The sequence below is a fragment of the Enterobacter soli genome, assembly GCF_964208575.1.
In the GTDB taxonomy this organism is placed as follows: Bacteria; Pseudomonadota; Gammaproteobacteria; order Enterobacterales; family Enterobacteriaceae; genus Enterobacter; species Enterobacter soli_A.
The window spans coordinates 1-20994 of record NZ_CAXOFU010000031.1 but is presented as its reverse complement, the minus strand read 5'-3'; the positions used below and the strand labels follow the sequence as shown (position 1 = coordinate 20994).

Below are 20994 nucleotides of genomic sequence, written 5' to 3'. Positions count from 1 at the left end.
CCAGATTGTGCTAACTCCGACGGGAGCAAATCCGTGAAAGACTTATTAAAGTTTCTGAAAGCGCAAACTAAAACCGAAGAGTTTGATGCGATCAAAATTGCTCTGGCTTCGCCAGACATGATCCGTTCATGGTCTTTCGGTGAAGTTAAAAAGCCGGAAACCATCAACTACCGTACGTTCAAACCTGAGCGTGACGGCCTTTTCTGTGCGCGTATTTTCGGGCCAGTAAAAGACTACGAGTGCCTGTGCGGTAAGTACAAGCGCCTGAAACACCGTGGTGTGATCTGTGAGAAGTGCGGCGTTGAAGTGACCCAGACTAAAGTGCGTCGTGAGCGCATGGGCCACATCGAGCTGGCGTCTCCGACTGCGCACATCTGGTTCCTGAAATCTCTGCCGTCCCGTATCGGTCTGCTGCTGGATATGCCGCTGCGCGATATCGAACGTGTTCTGTACTTCGAATCTTATGTGGTTATCGAAGGCGGGATGACGAATCTGGAACGTAACCAGATTCTGACCGAAGAACAGTATCTGGACGCGCTGGAAGAGTTCGGTGACGAATTCGACGCGAAGATGGGTGCGGAAGCTATTCAGGCCCTGCTGAAGAGCATGGATCTGGAGCAAGAGTGCGAGCAGCTGCGTGAAGAGCTGAACGAAACCAACTCCGAAACCAAGCGTAAGAAGCTGACCAAGCGCATTAAGCTGCTGGAAGCGTTCGTTCAGTCTGGTAACAAACCAGAGTGGATGATCCTGACCGTTCTGCCGGTTCTGCCGCCAGATCTGCGTCCGCTGGTTCCGCTGGATGGTGGTCGTTTCGCAACGTCTGACCTGAACGATCTGTATCGTCGCGTAATCAACCGTAACAACCGTCTGAAGCGCCTGCTGGATCTGGCTGCGCCAGACATCATCGTACGCAACGAAAAACGTATGCTGCAGGAAGCGGTAGATGCCCTGCTGGATAACGGTCGTCGCGGTCGTGCGATCACCGGTTCTAACAAACGTCCTCTGAAATCTTTGGCCGACATGATCAAAGGTAAACAGGGTCGTTTCCGTCAGAACCTGCTCGGTAAGCGTGTTGACTACTCCGGTCGTTCTGTAATCACCGTAGGTCCATACCTGCGTCTGCATCAGTGCGGTCTGCCGAAGAAAATGGCACTGGAGCTGTTCAAACCGTTCATCTACGGCAAGCTGGAACTGCGTGGCCTGGCCACCACCATCAAAGCCGCTAAGAAAATGGTTGAGCGTGAAGAAGCTGTCGTTTGGGATATCCTGGACGAAGTTATCCGCGAACACCCGGTACTGCTGAACCGTGCACCAACACTGCACCGTCTGGGTATCCAGGCATTTGAGCCAGTACTGATCGAAGGTAAAGCCATCCAGCTGCACCCGCTGGTTTGTGCGGCCTATAACGCCGACTTCGATGGTGACCAGATGGCTGTTCACGTACCGCTGACGCTGGAAGCCCAGCTCGAAGCGCGTGCGCTGATGATGTCTACCAACAACATCCTGTCTCCAGCGAACGGTGAGCCAATCATCGTTCCTTCTCAGGACGTTGTATTGGGTCTGTACTACATGACCCGTGACTGTGTTAACGCCAAAGGCGAAGGCATGGTGCTGACTGGCCCTAAAGAAGCTGAGCGTATTTATCGCGCTGGCCTGGCCTCTCTGCATGCGCGCGTTAAAGTGCGTATCACCGAATACGAAAAAGATGAAAACGGCGAATTCGTTGCGAAAACCAGCCTGAAAGACACGACCGTTGGCCGTGCGATTCTGTGGATGATCGTACCGAAAGGTCTGCCTTTCTCCATCGTCAACCAGGCGCTGGGCAAGAAAGCGATCTCCAAAATGCTGAACACCTGTTACCGCATTCTGGGTCTGAAGCCGACCGTTATCTTCGCTGACCAAACCATGTACACCGGCTTTGCTTATGCAGCGCGTTCAGGTGCATCTGTTGGTATTGATGACATGGTCATCCCAGAGAAGAAACACGAGATCATCTCTGAAGCGGAAGCTGAAGTTGCTGAGATCCAGGAGCAGTTCCAGTCTGGTCTGGTAACCGCAGGCGAACGCTATAACAAAGTTATCGATATCTGGGCAGCGGCGAACGATCGTGTATCCAAAGCGATGATGGACAACCTGCAGACCGAAACCGTGATTAACCGTGACGGCGTAGAAGAGCAGCAGGTTTCCTTCAACAGCATCTACATGATGGCCGACTCCGGTGCGCGTGGTTCCGCAGCACAGATTCGTCAGCTGGCAGGTATGCGTGGTCTGATGGCGAAGCCAGATGGCTCCATCATCGAAACGCCAATCACCGCGAACTTCCGTGAAGGTCTGAACGTACTCCAGTACTTCATCTCCACGCACGGTGCGCGTAAAGGTCTGGCGGATACCGCACTGAAAACAGCGAACTCCGGTTATCTGACGCGTCGTCTGGTTGACGTTGCGCAGGATCTGGTTGTGACCGAAGACGATTGTGGCACCCTCGAAGGTATCACCATGACCCCGGTTATCGAGGGTGGTGATGTTAAAGAGCCACTGCGCGATCGCGTACTGGGTCGTGTGACCGCGGAAGACATTCTGAAGCCGGGTACCGCAGACATTCTGGTTCCACGCAACACGCTGCTGCACGAGCACTGGTGTGACCTGCTGGAAGCGAACTCTGTTGACTCCGTGAAAGTGCGTTCCGTTGTATCTTGTGACACCGACTTTGGTGTATGTGCGCACTGCTACGGTCGTGACCTGGCGCGTGGCCACATCATCAACAAAGGTGAAGCAATCGGCGTTATCGCGGCACAGTCAATCGGTGAGCCAGGTACACAGCTGACGATGCGTACGTTCCACATCGGTGGTGCGGCATCTCGTGCGGCTGCTGAATCCAGCATCCAGGTGAAAAACAAAGGTAGCATCAAGCTTAGCAACGCGAAGTCTGTTGTTAACTCCGCTGGCAAGCTGGTTGTGACCTCTCGTAACACCGAGCTGAAACTGATCGACGAATTCGGTCGTACCAAAGAGAGCTATAAAGTGCCTTACGGTGCGGTTATGGCGAAAGGTGATGGCGAGCAGGTTGCCGGCGGTGAAACCGTTGCAAACTGGGATCCACACACCATGCCGGTTATCACCGAAGTAAGTGGTTTCATCCGCTTCACTGACATGATTGACGGCCAGACCATTACTCGTCAGACCGACGAGCTGACCGGTCTGTCTTCTCTGGTGGTTCTGGATTCTGCTGAACGTACTACCGGTGGTAAAGATCTGCGTCCTGCACTGAAAATCGTTGATGCTCAGGGTAACGACGTTCTGATCCCTGGTACCGACATGCCTGCGCAGTACTTCCTGCCGGGTAAAGCGATTGTTCAGCTGGAAGATGGTATCCAGATCGGTGCAGGTGATGCGCTGGCGCGTATTCCGCAGGAATCCAGTGGTACTAAAGATATCACCGGTGGTCTGCCACGCGTTGCGGACCTGTTCGAAGCACGTCGTCCGAAAGAGCCTGCTATCCTGGCAGAAATCAGCGGTATCATTTCCTTCGGTAAAGAAACCAAAGGTAAACGCCGTCTGGTTATCACCCCAGTAGATGGTAGCGAGCCGTACGAAGAGATGATTCCTAAGTGGCGTCAGCTCAACGTGTTCGAAGGTGAACGTGTAGAACGTGGTGACGTTGTTTCCGATGGTCCAGAAGCACCGCACGACATTCTGCGTCTTCGTGGCGTACACGCGGTAACGCGTTACATCACCAACGAAGTACAGGACGTTTACCGTCTGCAAGGCGTTAAGATTAACGATAAACACATCGAAGTTATCGTTCGTCAGATGCTGCGTAAAGCAACCATCGAAAACGCGGGCAGCTCCGACTTCCTGGAAGGCGAGCAGGTTGAATACTCACGCGTCAAGATCGCTAACCGCGAGCTGGAAGCGAACGGCAAAGTCGGTGCGACCTACGCACGTGACCTGCTGGGTATCACCAAAGCCTCTCTGGCAACCGAGTCCTTCATCTCCGCAGCATCGTTCCAGGAGACCACGCGTGTCCTGACCGAAGCGGCTGTTGCGGGTAAACGTGATGAACTGCGCGGTCTGAAAGAGAACGTCATCGTGGGTCGTCTGATCCCAGCGGGTACCGGTTACGCGTACCACCAGGATCGTATGCGTCGTCGCGCAGCAGGCGAACTGCCAGCTGCACCGCAGGTGACTGCGGAAGATGCATCCGCGAGCCTGGCAGAACTGCTGAACGCAGGTCTGGGTGGTTCCGACAACGAGTAATCGTTGATTGCCCGGTGGTGAACATCACCGGGCATACGCATCCCAGGTCGGGCAGGTATTGCACCTCCCGACAACAAAAAACCCGCTTCGGCGGGTTTTTTTACATCTGATGTTTTCAGTTAACCAGAGGAATTCGGCGATAAAGCTCGATCATATCTCCGGCCAGATCCTGAATGACCATCGCATTCATCAGGTGATCCTGAGAGTGAACGGTGATCAGGTTCACCGGCAGTTTCCCGGTGCCTTCATCAAGACCGATCAGCTGCGTCTGGATGGTGTGCGCATGTTTAACATACTCGCGCGACTCTTCCATCGCTTTTTCGGCTTCGTCAAAATCGCCTTTACGCGCCATCTGCAACGCGGTCAGGGCTGCGCTGCGCGCTGCGCCCGCATTGACCAGCAGTTCCATAATCGTTGTTTCTAAATCTTCCACGGCTCACTCCAGCAATTTGAGGGCTTTTTCCAGTACGGCATCACCTTTCATCATGCCGTAATCCATCATGTCGATTACCGACACTTTCTTGCCCAGCGGCTCTGCCTGAGCCTGAAGTTTTGCCAGCTCGTATTTCACCTGTGGCCCCAGTAATACGATGTCAGCAGTGGCAATATTGTCTTTAAATTCCGCGACCGGGACGGCTTTGATCGTTACTTCCACCCCTTTTTTCTGCGCGGCATCTTTCATTCGTTGAACCAGCATACTGGTCGACATTCCCGCTGCACAGCATAAAACGATGTTCTTCATAGTCAGCCTCGATGTACATGTGTTTATTGATAATTATCCCGTGCAGACGGCTTCAACAACCGGTTTACCGCGATTGTGTGTCAGGCATCACAAAGAAAACGGCATTTTTCTGAAACCGGTTACAATTTTGCGGATGAATAGAATACGCCCGTCGAAACGGGCGTAAAAAAGGGGAGGGAATTAGCTGTTAGCGCTCAGCAGAATGCGGTTTTTACCCTGCTGTTTGGCGGTATAGAGTGCGGCATCGACGCTGGCAACGAACTGCTCCAGCGGCTCAAAATGCCACTCGCCCAGACCCGCGCTGAAGGTGACGTGCAGGTTTTCTTCCCGCCAGGTGCGCTGCTCCACGGCAAGCCGCCATCTTTCCAGCAGCTCGAGCGCAGAGTCGAACAGCTCCGCCGGGAAGACCACCGCAAACTCTTCTCCACCGTAGCGATAAACGGACACGTTCTCAGGCTGCATCACCTGCAACCCTTCACGCGCGACGCTGCGCAGCACGATATCTCCGCTCAAGTGGCCCCAGGTGTCGTTGATGGACTTGAAGTTATCAATGTCCACAAGCGCCAGCATGAACGGCTGATGGTTATCGAGTAACGCTTTGACGTCACTGTCGAAGGCGCGGCGGTTTTTACAGCCGGTCAGGGCATCGTGAGTGGCCTGGCGAACGTAGGCCTGCTCCCGCTCTTTGTTGGTCTGGATGGTGTGGGTGAGCATCGCCTCAAGACGCGGCGCTTGGCTGACGTCCCCGGTTTTGATGGCGTTAATGATGTTCATCAGCACGGTGCGCGAGGCGTGGCGTAGGTATAACCCAAACAGGATGATAATCAGCGTCGCGAGCGCGAACCCCCAGCCGACGATGGTGGTTTCATGGCGGGTGATATCGCTAAGCGTGGCCCCGGACACGCGGTAGATAACAAACCAGTCCGGATTGGTGAAGGAGTAGTAGTAATACCAGAATTTGCTTTTTTTATCGTAGAGGTAGCCTTCGCCGCTGGTCATTTTTTCCATCAGCGCTTCGCTGACGTACTTTTTAAACAGAGCGCCGGTATCCGGGTGCAAAACCACGGCTCCGTCGCGCTCCACGATGAAAAATTCGCCCTGAACCGGAGCCACCATCTGACGCAGCGTGTATCCCATTGAGGTCAGGTCGAGGTGAAACGCGAGCGTGCCTTTGAGCCGCCCCTCCGGGGAGATGACCGGCTTATAAATTGTTACCGTCGGGTGCCCGGTGAAATAGTCCATATAGGGGGGCGTGTAGTGGCTGAAGGTGCTGGCTTCCGCCTGCCCGACAAACCACGGGCGCGTGCGGGGATCGAAGGTTTTACTCTTCTGCGTTTGCAGCACTTCCGGGGCGCGCAGATAGCGCCCCTGGGTATCCGCCAGAGAGATAGACGACACGGAAGGCATCAGGTTTTGCAGGTGCATCAGCGCTTCCAGACCCTCTTCCGGCTCGGTATTGACCGTTTTGTCCAGCCTGTTGTCCCGCGCGAAAAACGTCGCGGCCCGCCCGAGAATATAGTCATTTTCACGGAGGATAGATTCGGTATAGTTCACCGCAAGGTTATGGGTGAAATTGCCGTTAATTTTATGATAATCCTCAAGAAAGGCATTGCTTTGAGACACCATGATAAACGCAGCAATCACCCCGAAACTGAATAAAATCCCCGCAAAGCTGGCAATGATGGGCCTGGTAAAAGAGAGTTTTGAGCTATGTAGTGCCATGAGTCTTGCATCTGTCCCGATGAGGTTGCGAAAAAGTGCAACGGATGTCCCTTCAGCATAGTCGTTAGCACCACACTGATAGCTGATTATACAATTTGTTGCCTCCCGCAGCCTGACTTAGCTTAATTAAATTTGAAATATTAAAATTTATTTGGAAATGGACGAGAGGCAGGGCGAAACGAGGAAGGTGCTTTTCGCCCTGGTCAGCGTCCGTTGCTGACGAATGCAGAGTAAAAAACCGGGCGCAGTCCGACAACTCCCCGGTTTTAACGCTACGAGCCGCCTCGTAACTTATCTCACCGTTTGCACAATCTTTCAGCGCATTTGCGAGGCTCTTCCCAGCCAGCTGTCCCAGTCTTTCCACACCGGCTGTAGCCCTTGCGCCGCCAGCGCAGCGGCGACGGCTTCAGGGCGTCGGCCATCGTGCGGGGCAAACTGCTCCAGCTCGGGATGGTCGTCGGCGTAGCCGCCCGGCTGCGTTTTGGAGAAAGCGCTCACGTTATTGATGGCAAGCGGGATTACCCTGTCGCGAAATGCCGGGGATTCCCGGGTGGAGAGCGACAGTTCGACCTCCGGCGCGAGCAGGCGAAACGCGCAGATGGTTTGCACCAGCTGGCGTTCATCCATCAGCGAGGCGGGTTCGATGCCGCCCGCACAGGGGCGCAGGCGCGGGAAGGAGATCGAGTAGCGGCTTTGCCAGTAGTGCTGCTGCAGCCACAGCAGGTGCTCGGCCACCATATAGCAATCCACCCGCCAGCTGTCAGACAGGCCAATTAGCGCCCCGAGGCCGATTTTGTCGATCCCCGCGCGGCCCAGCCTGTCCGGCGTTTCCAGCCGGAAGAAGAAGTCCTGCTTTTTGCCTTTAAGATGATGCTGCGCGTACATCGCCTCGTGGTAGGTCTCCTGATAGACCATCACCCCGTCCAGCCCGAGGGTTTTAAGCTCGGCGTACTCGTCCTGAGACAGCGGCTGCACCTCCATTTGCAACGACGAAAAGGCGCGGCGAATGGCGGGCAGGTGCTGGCGGAAATAGTCCATTCCCACCTTCCCCTGATGCTCGCCGGTGACCAGCAGCAGATGCTCAAATCCCATCTCCCGGATGGCGGCGCACTCCCGGGCAATTTCCTGCTCATCCAGGGTTTTGCGCCTGATGCGGTTGCTCATAGAGAAGCCGCAGTAGGTACAGTCGTTGGCGCACAGGTTGGAGAGGTAAAGCGGCACGTAGAAGCTCACCGTGTTGCCAAAACGCTGGCGGGTGAGGCGCTGCGCCCGCTGTGCCATCGGCTCCAGATACGCGCTGGCCGCAGGTGAGAGCAGGGCCATCATGTCCTCGCGGGTGGGATGGCGGGCCGTTAGCGCCCGTTCCACGTCGGCTGCGGTTTTGCTGTTAATTCGCAGGCGAATGTCGTCCCAGTCGATCTGCCGCCAGCGATCGGTAAAGGTCTTCATCAGAATGCCTCCAGAAAACCGGTTAGCGGGCTGGTGGCCTGAGCCTGTAGGCTGCGCGATCCCGGCCCGGACCGGCGCGCCAGCACGCCGGCCTCGACCGCCAGACGAAACGCGCGCGCCATCGTCACCGGATCGTCCGCCACCGCAATGGCGGTGTTGACCAGCACCGCGTCGGCGCCCATCTCCAGCGCCTGCGCGGCATGGCTCGGCACGCCGATCCCGGCATCCACCACCACCGGCACGGTCGCCTGTTCGATGATAATCTCCAGCATTGCGCGGGTTTCCAGCCCCTGATTGGAGCCAATCGGCGCCCCGAGCGGCATCACGGCGGCGCAGCCAACCGCTTCCAGCCGCCTGCACAGCACCGGATCCGCTCCGCAGTAAGGCAGCACGGTAAAGCCCATCTGCACCAGCTTTTCTGCCGCCTTCAGGGTTTCGACAGGATCGGGCAGCAGCCAGCGGGCGTCCGGGTGAATTTCCAGCTTCAGCCAGTGGGTGCCCAGCGCCTCCCGCGCCAGCTGGGCGGCGAAGATCGCCTCTTCGGCGGTTTTCGCCCCGGAGGTGTTCGGCAGTAGCGTAACGCCCGCCTCCAGCAGCGGGGCGAGGATCGCATCGCTGTGGCCGCGCAGGTCAACGCGCTTCATCGCCAGCGTTACCAGCTGGCTGCCGCTTTCGCGCAGGGCATCCACCATCAGCTGCGGCGAGGCGAACTTCCCGGTTCCGGTAAAGAGGTGTGAATCAAAGGTTTTATCGGCAATGCGTAACATCTCAGCCCCCTGCAATGACCTGAAAAAGCAGGATGCTGTCGCCTTCGCTCACCTGCTGATGTTCCCACCGCTCGCGCGGCAGGATCTGTTGATTGAGCGCCAGCGCGGTTCCCGGCTTTAGCTGGCGCAGCTGGTCGAGGAGCATCGATACGGTCAGCCCCTCGTCGCATGTTATCGGCTCGTCGTTAAGCAGTATGCGCATCGCGACCTCCGCAAACGGTGCAGCGGCTGGCCCGGTTGAGGGCCAGATGCCGCCAGCCGCCGGAGCGGGCGTCGAACAGGCGCAGCGTATTGCGCGGCGCGTCGATGCCGCTGAGGAGCTTGATGGCTTCCAGCGCCTGCAGGGTTCCCATTACGCCCACCACCGGGCCCAGCACGCCCGCCGTGCGGCAGTTGCGTGCCGGCTCGGCATCGTCCGGCCACAGGCAGCGATAGCACCCCTGCGTCCACGGCGGCGTGAGCACCATCAGCTGTCCGCCGAACCCTACCGCGCTGGCGGTAATGAGCGGCGTATTTTCCGCCACGCAGGCGGCGTTGATGGCCTGGCGGGTCGCCATGTTGTCGGTGCAATCCAGCACCGCGTCGGCAAGCGCCACTTCTCTTTGTAGCGTCTCTCCCGCCAGCCGCTCGCGCAGGGCAATCAGCTCGATATCCGGATTGAGCTGGCCCAGCCGATGCCGGGCAATCTTCGCCTTGGGCTGGTTAATGTCCTCGGTGGTAAAGAGGATTTGGCGCTGCAGGTTGCTCAGGTGAACGTCATCGTCGTCCGCCAGCACCAGCGTGCCCACGCCGGCGCCCGCCAGGTACAGCGCCGCCGGGGCGCCTAAACCGCCCAGCCCGACAATCAGCACCCGGCTGGCGAGCAGCGTTTGCTGCCCGTCGATGGCGATATCCTCCAGCAGCAGCTGGCGGCTGTAGCGCATAAAATCGCGGTCATTCATCGCCTGCTCCTGCCAGCCCTAGCAGCTGCGCGGTGGCGGCCTGCCAGTCGGCTGCCTGGGTGATGGCGCTCACCACGGCGATACTGCCTACGCCGGTGTCCATCACCGCAGGGGCGCGCTCAAGGCTAATGCCGCCGATGGCAACCGTCGGGTACGCTTTGAGGCGCTGAACGTGGCCTGCCAGCTGCGCCAGCCCCTGCGGAGCCGAAGGCATCTGTTTGGTCTGCGTCGGGAAAACGTGGCCGAGGGCGATATAGGACGGGCGCGCCGCCAGCGCCACGTCGATCTCCATATCGTCGTGCGTCGACACGCCAAGGCGCAGCCCCGCGTCGCGAATGGCGCTAAGATCGGTCGTTTCCAGATCCTCCTGACCGAGATGCACGCCGTAGGCGCGGTGCTTAATCGCCAGCCGCCAGTAGTCGTTGATAAACAGGCGGGCGTTATAGCGACGCCCCAGGGCGATGGCGGCAGCCACGTCCGCTTCGACTTCTTCATCGCGCTTATCTTTGATGCGCAGCTGAAGGGTGCGAACGCCTGCCCCCAGCAGACGCTCAATCCACTCCACGCTGTCCACCACCGGGTAAAGCCCTAAACGAAAAGGCACCGCCGGAAAATCGGGCTGATACATTACGCCTCCTCTTTTTTGAGGTAGATTTCGCCGCCCCGGGTGCGGAAGGTATCGGACATGTCCGCCATCCCCACTTCGATAGCCTGCGCCGCGGCGTAGTCCCGCACCTCCTGGCTGATTTTCATCGAGCAGAATTTCGGGCCGCACATGGAGCAGAAGTGCGCCACCTTGCCGGACTCCTGGGGCAGGGTTTCGTCGTGATAGGCGCGGGCGGTGAACGGGTCGAGCGCCAGGTTGAACTGATCTTCCCAGCGGAATTCAAAGCGCGCCTTCGACATAGCGTTATCGCGGATTTGCGCCCCCGGATGGCCTTTCGCCAGGTCGGCGGCGTGGGCGGCAATCTTGTAGGTAATCAGCCCCTGCTTCACGTCCTCTTTGTTCGGCAGGCCGAGGTGCTCTTTGGGCGTCACGTAGCAGAGCATGGCGCAGCCAAACCAGCCGATCATCGCCGCGCCGATCCCGGAGGTGAAATGGTCGTAGCCCGGCGCAATGTCCGTGGTCAGCGGCCCGAGGGTGTAGAACGGCGCTTCGTGGCAGTGCTCCAGCTCTTCGGTCATGTTGCGGCGGATCATCTGCATCGGCACGTGTCCCGGGCCTTCAATCATCACCTGCACGTCGTACTCCCAGGCGATTTTGGTCAGCTCGCCTAAGGTATGCAGCTCGGCAAACTGCGCTTCGTCGTTGGCGTCGCGGATTGATCCCGGGCGCAGGCCGTCGCCCAGCGACAGAGAGACATCGTATGCGGCGCAAATTTCGCAAATCTCGCGGAAGTGTTCGTACAGGAAGTTTTCCTGATGGTGCGACAGGCACCACTTCGCCATGATCGAGCCGCCGCGGGAAACAATCCCGGTCAGGCGTTTGGCGGTCATCGGCACGTAGCGCAGCAGCACGCCCGCGTGAATGGTGAAGTAATCCACCCCCTGTTCGGCCTGCTCCAGCAGCGTATCGCGGAACGCTTCCCAGGTGAGGTTCTCAGCGATGCCGTTCACTTTTTCCAGCGCCTGATAAATCGGGACGGTGCCAATCGGCACCGGGCTGTTACGCAAAATCCACTCGCGGGTTTCGTGGATGTAGCGCCCGGTGGAGAGATCCATCACCGTGTCTGCGCCCCAGCGCGTCGACCAGACCAGCTTCTCTACCTCTTCTTCAATGGAGGAAGTGACCGCGGAGTTACCGATGTTGGCGTTGACCTTCACGAGGAAGTTACGCCCGATAATCATCGGCTCGGATTCCGGATGGTTGATGTTGGCAGGAATAATGGCGCGGCCGGCAGCCACTTCGTCACGCACGAACTCCGGCGTGATGTTCTCCGGCAGGCGCGCGCCGAAGCCTTCGCCCGGATGCTGGTGGCGCAGCACCTCGCCGCGAATGCGCTCGCGCCCCATGTTTTCGCGAATGGCGATGAACTCCATCTCCGGCGTGACGATCCCCTGACGCGCGTAGTGCAGCTGGGTGACGCACTTGCCCGCTCTGGCGCGCTTCGGCGTCAGCAGACCGGTGAAGCGCAGCTCGTCCAGGCCGTCGTCGGCCAGGCGTGCTTTGGTGTAGGCCGAGCTTTGTTCGCTGAGCGCTTCGCAGTCGCGGCGGGCGTCGATCCACGGCTGGCGCAGCTTCGCCAGACCCTGCTGGACGTTAATCGACACCTCGGTATCGCCGTAAGGCCCGGAGGTGTCGTACACCGGGATCGCTTCGTTCTCTTCGAACTGCGGGTTCTCTTTGCTGCCACCGATAAGGGTCGGGCTAAGCTGGATTTCACGCATCGGCACGCGAATATCCGCCCGGGAGCCGGTGATGTAGATACGTTTCGAGTTGGGGAAAGCGGTGCCTTCCAGGGTGTCGATGAAGTGTTGTGCCTGTGCGCGCTGTTCGCGGCGGGTCAGTTTTGTGGCAGACATAGCTCATTCCAGTAGTGAAGGACATGGCTTGTCAGACGACGGATGAAGCAAGAGAGGATCGCCCGGGGGCGATTCAACAGCAGATAGACTCTTGTTCCCTTCGCAGGTATTAGCCTGATCAGGTTCCGCGGATCCCGAATTAACGGTCTCAGCCCGTGCTTTCACACTGGGCACTCCGACAAGAAAAATCCCCCTCCGAAGAGGGGCGAATGTTTGTAAACTACTCGTTAACGATTAAGAACTCAAGCGGGGCGCGTCAGGTTCTCTTCGTTGCAAAGCTTGAGGTTGTTATCCAGCGCCAGGCCGATCAGCTTGTCTTCCAGCGTGAATCGCTCCTCCAGCGCCTCACCCAGATCGGACAGCGCCTGCTGGAACTCAAGATAGTTATCGTGATCGATAGCGTTCTCAAGCGTCGAATCGTAATAATCCATAATCCGCTGGGTGTTGGCCTCGAGCAGCGGATAAAGTTTGCTCGCGGTTAAATACGGGCCAGAGCCTTCCATTTCGCGGATAATGCGTTCATAAATATTGAAATGTCCGTCGGACAGGTAGTCGACCAGACTCTGACAAAAATCATCCAGCGCTTTTTCATTCAGGCGCATCCAGGATTCTTTGCCAGGCTTAAGACCGACGAGATTGTAATACGCCACGAGCAGATGCTTGCGTACATGTAGCCAGCGATCCACCAGTTTGTTACTTCCTCCAACGCGCTCTGTCAGGCTTTCTAGCTGGTTTAACATGTTCGACTCCACGAGGTTTAGAATTAAATCTGTGTACCCAAAATGTAATCATAATGCTAACAACATGTCAGTGAAGCGAAGGTAGTGCAATAGATATGGATCGTATTATTGAAAAATCAGATCGCGGTTGGTGGTTAGTCTGTCACGAACAAAAATTATGGTTGCCCGCGGGGGAATTACCCTATGGCGCAGCGGGAAATTTCGATCTTGTGGGGCAGCTCGCACTCAGGATCGGCGAGTGGCAGGGCGAACCCGTGTGGCTGATCCAGCAGGCTCGCCGCCAGGATATGGGATCGGTGCGCCAGGTGCTCGATCTGGACGTCGGGCTGTTCCAGCTCGCGGGCCGGGGCGTGCAGCTGGCCGAGTTCTACCGCTCGCATAAATACTGCGGCTACTGCGGGCACACTATGCACCCGAGCAAAACCGAGTGGGCGATGCTGTGCAGCCACTGCCGTGAACGCTACTACCCGCAAATCGCCCCCTGCATTATCGTCGCCATCCGGCGCGATGATTCCATTCTGCTGGCGCAGCACACGCGCCATCGCAACGGCGTACACACCGTGCTGGCCGGCTTCGTCGAGGTGGGCGAAACCCTGGAGCAGGCGGTCGCGCGCGAAGTGATGGAGGAGAGCGGAATTAAGGTCAAAAATCTGCGCTACGTGACCTCCCAGCCGTGGCCGTTCCCGCAGTCGCTGATGACGGCCTTTATGGCGGAATACGACAGCGGCGAGATTGTTATCGACCAAAAAGAGCTGCTGGCGGCCGACTGGTATCGCTACGACGATTTACCGCTGTTGCCCCCGCCGGGAACCGTGGCGCGTCGCCTGATTGAAGATACCGTGGCAATGTGTCGGGCCGAGTATGAGTAGTGTTACACTGGCGGAATGACGCAACAAGGAACTGCAAAAATGACCGAACTGAAGAACGATCGTTATCTGCGCGCGCTGCTACGCCAGCCCGTTGATATCACCCCGGTGTGGATGATGCGCCAGGCAGGACGCTATCTGCCAGAGTACAAAGCCACGCGCGCGCAGGCGGGCGATTTTATGTCGCTGTGCAAAAACGCCGAGCTGGCCTGCGAAGTCACGCTCCAGCCGCTGCGCCGTTTTCCGCTGGACGCCGCGATCCTCTTCTCGGACATTCTGACCATTCCCGATGCGATGGGGCTTGGGCTGTATTTCGAAACGGGCGAAGGCCCGCGCTTCACCTCTCCGATTAAAAGCAAAGCCGACGTTGATAAGCTGCCGATCCCCGACCCGGAAGGCGAGCTGGGCTACGTGATGAACGCCGTGCGCACCATTCGCCGCGAACTCAAAGGCGAAGTGCCGCTGATCGGTTTCTCCGGCAGCCCGTGGACGCTGGCGACCTACATGGTGGAAGGCGGCAGCAGCAAAGCCTTCACCGTCATCAAAAAGATGATGTACGCCGAGCCGCTGGCGCTGCACGCGCTGCTCGACAAGCTGGCGAAAAGCGTCACCCTCTACCTCAACGCGCAAATCAAAGCGGGCGCGCAGTCCGTCATGATCTTCGACACCTGGGGCGGCGTGCTGACCGGGCGTGATTATCAGCAGTTCTCGCTCTACTACATGCACAAAATCGTCGATGGCCTGCTGCGTGAAAACGAAGGCCGCCGCGTGCCGGTCACGCTGTTCACCAAAGGTGGCGGTCAGTGGCTGGAAGCTATGGCCGCAACGGGCTGCGATGCGCTGGGCCTCGACTGGACGACCGATATTGCCGACGCGCGCCGTCGCGTGGGCGACAAAGTGGCGCTCCAGGGCAACATGGACCCGTCTATGCTTTACGCTCAGCCTGCCCGTATTGAAGAAGAGGTGGCAACCATTCTGGCTGGCTTCGGTCAGGGAGAAGGCCACGTCTTTAACCTCGGTCACGGTATTCATCAGGATGTGCCGCCAGAACACGCTGGCGCCTTTGTGGAGGCGGTGCACCGACTTTCTGCGCAGTACCACAAGTAAGGAGTCGTTATGGATCTCGCGTCGTTACGCGCTCAGCAAATCGAACTGGCCTCATCGGTTATCCGTGAAGATCGTCTGGATACCGACCCACCGCAGTACATTGGCGGCGCGGACGTGGGGTTTGAGCAAGGGGGTGAGGTGACGCGAGCGGCAATGGTGCTGCTGAAATACCCCTCCCTTGAGCTGGTGGAGTACAAAGTGGCGCGTATCCCTACCACCATGCCGTACATTCCCGGCTTTCTCTCCTTCCGTGAATATCCCGCGCTGCTGGCAGCGTGGGAGCAACTCTCGCAAAAACCCGACCTGCTGTTTGTCGATGGACACGGTATCTCGCATCCGCGGCGCTTAGGCGTTGCCAGCCACTTTGGCCTGCTGGTAGATGTGCCGACCATCGGCGTGGCGAAAAAACGCCTGTGCGGGGCGTTTGAGCCGCTCTCCGCCGAGCCGGGCGCGCTGGCGCCGCTGGTGCACAAAGGCGAGCAACTGGCCTGGGTGTGGCGCAGCAAAGCGCGCTGTAATCCGCTGTTTATCGCCACCGGGCATCGCGTCAGCATGGACACCGCGCTGGCGTGGGTACAGCGCTGCACGAAGGGCTACCGTTTACCCGAGCCTACGCGCTGGGCAGACGCGGTAGCCTCCGGGCGTCCGGCGTTTGTTCGTTGGCAGGAAATTCAGCGATGATTCAGGTAAACTGCGGCTAATTTTCGATTCGAGACATCATCATGTTACAAAACCCGATTCATCTGCGCCTTGAGAAGCTGGAAAGCTGGCAGCACGTCACCTTTATGGCTTGCCTGTGCGAGCGCATGTACCCGAACTACGCCGCGTTCTGCAAGCAGACGGGGTTTGGTGACGGCCATATCTACCGTCGTATCCTGGACCTGATCTGGGAAACGCTGACGGTAAAAGACGCGAAGGTAAACTTCGACTCTCAGCTTGAGAAGCTGGAGGAAGCTATTCCTGTGGCGGATGATTTCGACCTGTACGGTGTCTATCCGGCTATTGATGCCTGCGTTGCACTGAGTGAGTTGATTCACTCCCGCCTGAGCGGTGAAACCCTGGAGCATGCCATCGAAGTCAGTAAGGCATCCATTACTACCGTCGCTATGCTGGAAATGACCCAGGAAGGTCGTGAAATGACCGACGAAGAGCTGCGCGCGAACCCGGCGGTGGAGCAAGAATGGGACATTCAGTGGGAAATATTCCGACTTCTTGCCGAGTGCGAAGAACGCGATATCGAGCTGATAAAAGGGCTCCGCGCGGACTTACGTGAGGCCGGTGAGAGCAATATTGGTATAATTTTTAACCAATGAGACAATAAAACGTGATTTAACGCCTGTTTTGTCACTCCTCGACTCTTCCCTTTCGCCCCCTGACTGGTCTACATTTGGGGGGCGAAAAAAAGTGGCTATCGGTGCGTGTATGCAGGAGAGTGCTTTTTTGGCATTTTCGTCGCACTCGATGCTTAGCAAGCGATAAACACATTGAAAGGATAACTTATGAACAAGACTCAACTGATTGATGTAATTGCGGACAAGGCTGATCTGTCTAAAGTGCAGGCTAAAGCTGCTCTGGAATCTACCCTGGCTGCTATTACTGAGTCTCTGAAAGAAGGCGATGCTGTACAACTGGTTGGTTTCGGTACCTTCAAAGTGAACCACCGCGCTGAGCGTACTGGCCGCAACCCGCAGACCGGTAAAGAAATCAAAATCGCCGCAGCTAACGTGCCGGCATTTGTTTCTGGTAAAGCACTGAAAGACGCTGTTAAGTAAGACGCGTGGCAGTGAACAGTTTTAACGAAGGGGCAGCAATGCCCCTTTTGTCTGTCTGGCGTGGCGTACTCGCGCTGGCAGGCGTGCTGTTGCTCTCTGCCTGCAGCCACGACTCCTCCCTGCCACCCTTTACCGCCAGCGGCTACGCTGACAACCCGGGCGCAGTCAGGATCTGGCGCAAAGACTCCGGCGATGACGTCCATCTCCTTTCTGCATTCAGCCCGTGGCATAGCGGCAGCACCTCAACGTCCGAGTACCGCTGGCAAGGCGACAGCCTTACGCTTATCGAGCTGAATATCTACAGCAAGACCCCCGAACATGTGAAAGTGCGTTTTGACGATCGCGGCGAGCTGAGCTTTATGCAGCGCGAAGTCAGCGGACAAAAACAGCAGCTCTCCAGCGACCAAATCGCGCTCTACAAATACCGTGCCGAACAGATCCGCCAGACCAGCGACGCGCTGCGTCAGGGCCGCGTGGTGCTGCGCCAGGGGCGCTGGCATAACGATGGAACGGTAACGACCTGCGAAGGGCAGACCGTGAAGCCCGATCTCGAATCATGGGCGCTGGAACACATTCAGCGTCGCCAGCGTCATTCATCGCTGGAAGTGAGCGTGGCGTGGCTTGAAGCGCCGGAAGGCTCTCAGCTGCTGCTGGTGGCGAACGAAGATTTCTGCACCTGGCAGCCGACAGAGAAGAGTTTCTGAATTCTGAGGATTAAGCCGGATGGCGCTAATGCTTATCCGGCCTGTGAACGATCCCCTCTCCCTTAGGGAGAGGGTTAGGGTGAGGGGTGAAATTACTTCCCTTGCTCACGCGCAATCGCGCGATAGCCGATATCCTGACGGCTAAAGCTACCGTTCCAGTGAATATCCGCCATCAGCGCATAGGCGCGCTTCTGCGCTTCCGCCACGGTATTGCCCAGCGCGGTGGCGCACAATACGCGTCCGCCGTTGGTCAGCACGCGATCGTCATCAGACAGCGTCGTTCCCGCGTGGAACACCTTAGCGCCTTCACGCTCTTCCAGCGGCAGGCCGTGGATCTCGTCCCCGGTGCTGTAGCTGCCCGGATACCCGCCCGCAGCAATCACCACGCCCAGTGAAGCGCGATCGTCCCACTCTGAGGTTTTCTCGTCCAGCTTGCCGTCGCAGGCCGCCAGGCACAGATCCACCAGATCGGACTTCATGCGCAGCATGATCGGCTGCGTTTCCGGATCGCCAAAGCGGCAGTTGAACTCGATCACCTTCGGATTACCCTGCTTGTCGATCATCAGCCCGGCATACAGGAAACCGGTGTAGGTATTCCCTTCTGCGGCCATGCCCTTAACGGTGGGCCAGATGATGCGATCCATGGTGCGCTGATGCACTTCGTCGGTCACCACCGGGGCAGGGGAGTACGCGCCCATACCGCCCGTGTTCGGGCCGGTATCGCCATTGCCAACGCGCTTGTGATCCTGGCTGGTCGCCATTGGCAGCACGTGCTCGCCGTCGACCATTACGATAAAGCTCGCCTCTTCCCCGTCGAGGAACTCTTCGATCACGATGCGGTGCCCCGCGTCGCCGAAGGCGTTGCCCGCCAGCATGTCCTGAACGGCGGCTTCGGCTTCGGCGAGGGTCATCGCCACGATAACGCCTTTCCCGGCTGCCAGGCCGTCGGCCTTAATAACAATCGGGGCGCCTTTCTCACGCAGGTAAGCCAGCGCGGGCTCCACTTCGGTGAAGTTCTGATACTCCGCAGTCGGGATGTTGTGGCGCGCGAGGAAATCTTTGGTGAAGGCTTTAGAGCCCTCGAGCTGCGCTGCGCCTTCCGTTGGGCCGAAGATTTTCAGCCCCGCCGCGCGGAACGCATCCACTACGCCAATCACCAGCGGCGCTTCCGGGCCAACGATGGTCAGATCGATCTTCTCGTTCTGGGCAAAGCTCAGCAGAGCCGGGATATCGGTCACGCCGATAGCCACGTTCTGTAAAGCGGGCTCCAGCGCGGTTCCGGCGTTACCCGGTGCGACAAACACGGTCTTAACCTGCGGCGACTGCGCCGCTTTCCACGCCAGGGCGTGCTCGCGGCCGCCGTTACCAATCACTAATACTTTCATTCTCTGCTCCGTGGATTAATGGCGGAAGTGACGCATGTCGGTGAAGATCATCGCGATGCCGTGTTCATCGGCAGCGGCAATCACTTCGTCATCGCGAATAGAACCGCCAGGCTGGATCACGCAGGTAATACCAACGGTGGCGGCAGCGTCAATCCCATCGCGGAACGGGAAGAAGGCGTCAGACGCCATCGCGGAGCCTTTCACTTCCAGACCTTCATCGCCCGCTTTAATACCGGCAATCTTCGCGGAGTAGACGCGGCTCATCTGGCCTGCACCTATCCCGATGGTCATATTCTCTTTGGCATAAACAATGGCGTTGGATTTCACGAACTTCGCCACTTTCCAGCAGAACAGCGCATCGCGCAGCTCCTGCTCGGTTGGCTGGCGTTTGGTTACCACGCGCAGATCGGCGGCAGTGACCATTCCCAGGTCGCGATCCTGAACCAGCAGGCCGCCGTTAACGCGTTTAAAGTCAAGGCCCGGCACGCGCGCTTCCCACTGGCCGCAGACCAGCACGCGCACGTTCTGTTTCGCGGCGGTGATTTTCAGCGCGTCGTCAGTTGCGGACGGGGCGATGATCACTTCTACAAACTGGCGGGAGATAATCGCCTGCGCGGTTTCGGCATCCAGCTCGCGGTTGAAAGCGATAATGCCGCCAAACGCAGAGGTCGGGTCGGTTTTATAGGCGCGATCGTAGGCATCAAGAATAGAGGTGCTGACCGCCACGCCGCACGGGTTAGCATGTTTGACGATAACGCAGGCGGGCTCGCTGAACTCTTTCACGCACTCCAGCGCCGCGTCGGTGTCTGCAATGTTGTTATAGGAGAGCGCTTTGCCCTGAACCTGCTGCGCGGTCGCAACAGACGCTTCTTTTACCTCTTCTTCTATATAGAAGGCAGCCTGCTGGTGGCTGTTCTCGCCGTAGCGCATATCCTGCTTCTTAATGAAGTTCAGATTAAGGGTGCGCGGGAAGCGGCCGGAAGGATCTTTGCTTTCGCCATGATAGGCCGGCACCAGGCTACCGAAGTAGTTAGCAATCATGCTGTCGTAAGCGGCGGTATGTTCGAAGGCTTTGATCGCGAGGTCGAAACGGGTTTCAAGGTTCAGGGAACCTTCATTTGCATCCATCTCTTTAATAATGGCGTCGTAGTCGCTGCTCTTAACAACAATCGCGACATCTTTATGGTTCTTGGCCGCGGAGCGCACCATGGTCGGGCCGCCGATATCGATATTCTCTACGGCATCTTCCAGAGAGCAACCTTCGCGGGCAACGGTCTGGGCGAACGGATAAAGGTTAACAACAACCATATCGATCGGCGCGATCCCGTGCTGATCCATAATGCCGTCGTCCTGACCGCGACGACCCAGAATGCCGCCATGCACTTTTGGGTGCAGGGTTTTGACGCGTCCATCCATCATTTCCGGGAAACCGGTGTAATCGGACACTTCGGTCACCGGCAGGCCTTTATCTGCTAACAGGCGAGCGGTGCCGCCAGTAGAAAGCAGCTCTACACCACGTGCAGAAAGTGCCTGAGCGAATTCGACGATACCGGCTTTATCAGAAACACTGAGCAGCGCGCGGCGGATTGGACGACGTTGTTGCATGGTAAATCCCCTGGATTTCACGATTACAGAGAGCGTTAGATGAATTTTCCCCAAAAAAACTCAGCTAACACCCCTAACGGGACATCCTTGTCAGGCGCGAGCATTTTAACGAAAACGTTTGCGCACCGCTCGTGATTTTTCACTTTTTCGCAGCATTGTGGATAACTCTGTGTGTAAAAAGGTATAAGGCGGGGTTTTGCTGTGGAATGCAGCAGTCAGTCATTTTTCTGTCATTTTTCTATTGCGGGCTCCGGAGAACTCCCTATAATGCGCCTCCATCGACACGGCGGATGTGAATCACTTCACACAAACAGCCGGTTCGGTTGAAGAGAAAAATCCTGAAATTCAGGGTTGACTCTGAAAGAGGAAAGCGTAATATACGCCACCTCGCGACAGAGCGCTGAAGCGCGTCGC

General features: G+C 57.6%; 19 protein-coding genes and 1 riboswitch. Of the genes, 7 read left to right on the top strand and 12 right to left on the bottom strand.

From position 1 onward, the window contains the following. The first annotated feature begins 33 nt into the window (after positions 1 to 33). Positions 34 to 4257 (top strand): DNA-directed RNA polymerase subunit beta', encoded by a 4224-nt coding sequence (rpoC, locus tag AB6V08_RS21875; RefSeq protein ID WP_368544893.1) that lies wholly within the window; start codon positions 34 to 36, stop codon positions 4255 to 4257. Between the two features lie 115 nt (positions 4258 to 4372). Here the strand turns inward: rpoC and AB6V08_RS21870 are convergent, their stop codons facing one another. The 10 genes from AB6V08_RS21870 to rsd form a co-directional block, all read right to left on the bottom strand. Continuing rightward, a complete protein-coding gene (locus AB6V08_RS21870; RefSeq protein WP_003862327.1) occupies positions 4373 to 4690 on the bottom strand; it encodes a PTS lactose/cellobiose transporter subunit IIA in 318 nt (105 codons plus the stop codon). A gap of 3 nt (positions 4691 to 4693) precedes the next feature. After that, positions 4694 to 4999, bottom strand: coding sequence for a PTS sugar transporter subunit IIB (locus AB6V08_RS21865; RefSeq protein ID WP_368544892.1), 306 nt, complete (start codon positions 4997 to 4999; stop codon positions 4694 to 4696). Between the two features lie 180 nt (positions 5000 to 5179). Next, positions 5180 to 6721 carry a sensor domain-containing diguanylate cyclase gene (locus tag AB6V08_RS21860; RefSeq protein ID WP_368544891.1) on the bottom strand — a complete coding sequence of 514 codons (1542 nt, stop codon included), beginning with the start codon at positions 6719 to 6721 and terminating at the stop codon, positions 5180 to 5182. 315 nt (positions 6722 to 7036) lie between these two features. Beyond that, positions 7037 to 8170 carry a 2-iminoacetate synthase ThiH gene (gene thiH, locus AB6V08_RS21855; protein ID WP_368544890.1) on the bottom strand — a complete coding sequence of 378 codons (1134 nt, stop codon included), beginning with the start codon at positions 8168 to 8170 and terminating at the stop codon, positions 7037 to 7039. Next, positions 8170 to 8937, bottom strand: coding sequence for a thiazole synthase (thiG, locus tag AB6V08_RS21850; RefSeq protein WP_368544889.1), 768 nt, complete (start codon positions 8935 to 8937; stop codon positions 8170 to 8172). The genes thiH and thiG overlap by 1 nt, the downstream gene beginning before the upstream one ends. Before the next feature lies 1 nt (position 8938). Continuing rightward, positions 8939 to 9139: a sulfur carrier protein ThiS gene (gene thiS, locus AB6V08_RS21845; protein WP_368544888.1), complete on the bottom strand. Its 201-nt coding sequence runs from the start codon at positions 9137 to 9139 to the stop codon at positions 8939 to 8941. Continuing rightward, positions 9123 to 9878 (bottom strand): ThiF family adenylyltransferase, encoded by a 756-nt coding sequence (locus AB6V08_RS21840; RefSeq protein ID WP_368544887.1) that lies wholly within the window; start codon positions 9876 to 9878, stop codon positions 9123 to 9125. Before AB6V08_RS21840 ends, thiS begins: the two co-directional genes overlap by 17 nt. Then, positions 9871 to 10506, bottom strand: a complete 636-nt coding sequence (thiE, locus tag AB6V08_RS21835) for a thiamine phosphate synthase (protein ID WP_368544886.1) — start codon at positions 10504 to 10506, stop codon at positions 9871 to 9873. The genes AB6V08_RS21840 and thiE overlap by 8 nt, the downstream gene beginning before the upstream one ends. Continuing rightward, the gene (gene thiC / locus AB6V08_RS21830; RefSeq protein WP_368544885.1) at positions 10506 to 12401 is read right to left on the bottom strand and encodes a phosphomethylpyrimidine synthase ThiC; all 1896 of its coding nucleotides are present in this window, start codon (positions 12399 to 12401) and stop codon (positions 10506 to 10508) included. The genes thiE and thiC overlap by 1 nt, the downstream gene beginning before the upstream one ends. 78 nt (positions 12402 to 12479) lie before the next feature. Further along, positions 12480 to 12589, bottom strand: a riboswitch (TPP riboswitch). Between the two features lie 54 nt (positions 12590 to 12643). After that, entirely contained in the window at positions 12644 to 13141 is a 498-nt protein-coding gene (gene rsd, locus AB6V08_RS21825) for a sigma D regulator (protein WP_368544884.1), read from the bottom strand. Positions 13142 to 13236: 95 nt separating this feature from the next. Here rsd and nudC point away from each other — a divergent pair, with 95 nt between their 5' ends. The 6 genes from nudC to AB6V08_RS21795 all read left to right on the top strand — a co-directional run bounded on the left by nudC (position 13237) and on the right by AB6V08_RS21795 (position 17590). Then, positions 13237 to 14010: an NAD(+) diphosphatase gene (gene nudC, locus AB6V08_RS21820; RefSeq protein ID WP_368544883.1), complete on the top strand. Its 774-nt coding sequence runs from the start codon at positions 13237 to 13239 to the stop codon at positions 14008 to 14010. A gap of 39 nt (positions 14011 to 14049) precedes the next feature. Further along, a complete protein-coding gene (hemE, locus tag AB6V08_RS21815) occupies positions 14050 to 15114 on the top strand; it encodes a uroporphyrinogen decarboxylase (protein WP_368544882.1) in 1065 nt (354 codons plus the stop codon). 9 nt (positions 15115 to 15123) lie between these two features. Further along, a complete protein-coding gene (gene nfi / locus AB6V08_RS21810) occupies positions 15124 to 15795 on the top strand; it encodes a deoxyribonuclease V (protein WP_368544881.1) in 672 nt (223 codons plus the stop codon). A gap of 41 nt (positions 15796 to 15836) precedes the next feature. Beyond that, the gene (locus tag AB6V08_RS21805; RefSeq protein WP_028018463.1) at positions 15837 to 16427 is read left to right on the top strand and encodes a YjaG family protein; all 591 of its coding nucleotides are present in this window, start codon (positions 15837 to 15839) and stop codon (positions 16425 to 16427) included. 186 nt (positions 16428 to 16613) lie between these two features. Continuing rightward, positions 16614 to 16886: a nucleoid-associated protein HU-alpha gene (hupA, locus tag AB6V08_RS21800; protein ID WP_002445246.1), complete on the top strand. Its 273-nt coding sequence runs from the start codon at positions 16614 to 16616 to the stop codon at positions 16884 to 16886. Between the two features lie 11 nt (positions 16887 to 16897). Continuing rightward, positions 16898 to 17590 (top strand): DUF1481 domain-containing protein, encoded by a 693-nt coding sequence (locus AB6V08_RS21795; RefSeq protein ID WP_368544895.1) that lies wholly within the window; start codon positions 16898 to 16900, stop codon positions 17588 to 17590. A gap of 92 nt (positions 17591 to 17682) precedes the next feature. Here AB6V08_RS21795 and purD read toward each other — a convergent pair whose 3' ends face one another. After that, positions 17683 to 18975, bottom strand: a complete 1293-nt coding sequence (gene purD / locus AB6V08_RS21790) for a phosphoribosylamine--glycine ligase (RefSeq protein ID WP_368544880.1) — start codon at positions 18973 to 18975, stop codon at positions 17683 to 17685. Positions 18976 to 18990: 15 nt separating this feature from the next. Beyond that, the gene (purH, locus tag AB6V08_RS21785) at positions 18991 to 20580 is read right to left on the bottom strand and encodes a bifunctional phosphoribosylaminoimidazolecarboxamide formyltransferase/IMP cyclohydrolase (protein WP_368544879.1); all 1590 of its coding nucleotides are present in this window, start codon (positions 20578 to 20580) and stop codon (positions 18991 to 18993) included. Positions 20581 to 20994: the final 414 nt, after the last annotated feature.

What these genes read in the sequence shown, in the direction of transcription:
- thiH (WP_368544890.1), bottom strand. Translation starts at nt 8,170, where the DNA reads ATGAAGACCTTTACCGATCGCTGGCGGCAGATCGACTGGGACGACATT.
- purD (WP_368544880.1), bottom strand. Translation starts at nt 18,975, where the DNA reads ATGAAAGTATTAGTGATTGGTAACGGCGGCCGCGAGCACGCCCTGGCG.
- AB6V08_RS21860 (WP_368544891.1), bottom strand. Translation starts at nt 6,721, where the DNA reads ATGGCACTACATAGCTCAAAACTCTCTTTTACCAGGCCCATCATTGCC.
- thiC (WP_368544885.1), bottom strand. Translation starts at nt 12,401, where the DNA reads ATGTCTGCCACAAAACTGACCCGCCGCGAACAGCGCGCACAGGCACAA.
- nudC (WP_368544883.1), top strand. Translation starts at nt 13,237, where the DNA reads ATGGATCGTATTATTGAAAAATCAGATCGCGGTTGGTGGTTAGTCTGT.
- thiE (WP_368544886.1), bottom strand. Translation starts at nt 10,506, where the DNA reads ATGTATCAGCCCGATTTTCCGGCGGTGCCTTTTCGTTTAGGGCTTTAC.
- AB6V08_RS21805 (WP_028018463.1), top strand. Translation starts at nt 15,837, where the DNA reads ATGTTACAAAACCCGATTCATCTGCGCCTTGAGAAGCTGGAAAGCTGG.
- rsd (WP_368544884.1), bottom strand. Translation starts at nt 13,141, where the DNA reads ATGTTAAACCAGCTAGAAAGCCTGACAGAGCGCGTTGGAGGAAGTAAC.
- AB6V08_RS21865 (WP_368544892.1), bottom strand. Translation starts at nt 4,999, where the DNA reads ATGAAGAACATCGTTTTATGCTGTGCAGCGGGAATGTCGACCAGTATG.
- thiS (WP_368544888.1), bottom strand. Translation starts at nt 9,139, where the DNA reads ATGCGCATACTGCTTAACGACGAGCCGATAACATGCGACGAGGGGCTG.
- purH (WP_368544879.1), bottom strand. Translation starts at nt 20,580, where the DNA reads ATGCAACAACGTCGTCCAATCCGCCGCGCGCTGCTCAGTGTTTCTGAT.
- thiG (WP_368544889.1), bottom strand. Translation starts at nt 8,937, where the DNA reads ATGTTACGCATTGCCGATAAAACCTTTGATTCACACCTCTTTACCGGA.
- AB6V08_RS21840 (WP_368544887.1), bottom strand. Translation starts at nt 9,878, where the DNA reads ATGAATGACCGCGATTTTATGCGCTACAGCCGCCAGCTGCTGCTGGAG.
- hupA (WP_002445246.1), top strand. Translation starts at nt 16,614, where the DNA reads ATGAACAAGACTCAACTGATTGATGTAATTGCGGACAAGGCTGATCTG.
- nfi (WP_368544881.1), top strand. Translation starts at nt 15,124, where the DNA reads ATGGATCTCGCGTCGTTACGCGCTCAGCAAATCGAACTGGCCTCATCG.
- hemE (WP_368544882.1), top strand. Translation starts at nt 14,050, where the DNA reads ATGACCGAACTGAAGAACGATCGTTATCTGCGCGCGCTGCTACGCCAG.